2 protein-coding genes are annotated in these 1,592 nt (G+C 49.6%); both read right to left on the bottom strand.

Annotation, left to right across the window (positions count from 1 at the left end; translation table 11 throughout):
• Positions 1 to 54 precede the first annotated feature (54 nt).
• A complete protein-coding gene (locus tag AAA927_RS12830) occupies positions 55 to 948 on the bottom strand; it encodes an IS3 family transposase (RefSeq protein WP_338218155.1) in 894 nt (297 codons plus the stop codon).
• Positions 945 to 1,592 (bottom strand): helix-turn-helix domain-containing protein (locus AAA927_RS12825; RefSeq protein WP_338218154.1); only part of this gene is annotated, 648 nt, incomplete at its 5' end. The genes AAA927_RS12830 and AAA927_RS12825, both read right to left, overlap by 4 nt.

Raw genomic sequence — 1,592 nt, 5'->3', positions numbered from 1 at the left:
TGCACTTGGCCCTGTCAAGTTGACAGATGAAATAATATAAAGTTTTGTCTGTTTCTAAACGGCTTCACTCCAGTATTCATCAGGGGTGAGGCCGTTTCTTTGTGCTGAGCGATTGTGGTGATTGAAGTAGTTGATTCCTTCCTCAACGAGTTTCACCAGTTCTTTATAGGTCTTCGCAAGTGGGTGGCGATCCATCCAGCGTAGCTTAAACTCGTTCCACCAACGCTCCATTGGTGCGTTGTCGTACGGTGTTCCTGGTCGAGACATGCTACGAGCGACTTCATAGCGATTCAGAAAGTTGTTGAACGCACCAGACGTATATGCAGAGCCACGATCCGTATGAACTAATGGATGCACCTTACCGGCTGCTTCGAAGGCACGATGGAAGACTTGTATCTCCGCGGCAGAAGTCTCCGTTACACTCAGGTTGTATGACAGTAGACGTCGGCCATACAAGTCCAGCACACCGCTAAGACGTACTTTGTGCTCTCCGTTTACGCCATAGGCCAACTCGGTTGAATCAGAGAGCCATACTTGGTTAGGCGCATCCACATTGAAATCTTGGTTCAGGACGTTGTCCTGTAGGTGCTGCTCTTGTTGCTTAACGCGATTGTGCTTCTTGCTGCGAACCTGACACTTCATTCCAAGTTCGCGCATGACGCGTCGCACCATCTTGAAAGTTACCGGAAAGTCAATAGCTTCGTCGCGCTGAAGATTGACCAAGAGATTTCCGGCGCCGATACCTTGATGATGAAAATCAAACCAATGCCGTGCGCGTTCTTTGAGCTTGTGATCATGCCATTCCCAGACCGTTTCCTGACGATTTAAGCCTTTGTAGTATGCTTGCCGGCTAACGCCAACCACGTCCAATAGGGTTGCTACCGCGCCGTGTTGTCCTTGGCTGACTTCCTTGATTGCGAGGTAAGCTAGTCGACGTTGTTTGTTCACCCCCTGCGCTGAAGTTCCAGCAATTTTTTTGCGAAAGCCTCCACCAACTCCTTATCCCTGAGTTGGGCCTTGAGTTGTCTGATCTCCAACTTCAGCTTATCGTTCTCGCTTAGCTCTGTTTGTTCCTTGCGATGACCACGATTATCTACGAGCGCCTCATACCCGTCATCACGCGCCTTGATTACCCATGAGCGCACCTGTTGATATGAGACTTGGAAGTGCTCGGCGGCTTCGGTGTACTTGTGTTTGCCCTGGGTCACGTACTCTACGACTTCGATTCGTTCTTCTAGCGTAGTCTTTCGGCTCATCTTGGGGACCTGCTTTCTAGATGGCGACGCCATCAAGGTGTTATCCCCATTATACTTATGAACCCAATCTTTGACCTGCGTTAAGTTACGCAATCCATACTGATTGGCTAATTCCGCATACGAGCCTTCGCCAGCGAGATACGCATGAACGACTGCGAGCTTCAACTCTTTCGTGTAGTGGTTGTTTTGCTGCGCTTCGGTAAGACCTTCGATACCATCACGTTCATAGCGTGCAAGCCATGAAGTGAACGGGGTTTTGCCAATTCGATGTTGTCGTGCAAAGGTGGCTCTGGCCAGATTGGACCGCCAGAATTCTTCTAACAACGCAAGTTTCTC

Origin of the sequence: Lacticaseibacillus salsurivasis (assembly GCF_036246225.1) — a bacterium.
Lineage (GTDB): Bacteria > Bacillota > Bacilli > Lactobacillales > Lactobacillaceae > Lacticaseibacillus > Lacticaseibacillus salsurivasis.
This window is presented reverse-complemented; position numbering and strand designations above follow the sequence as displayed.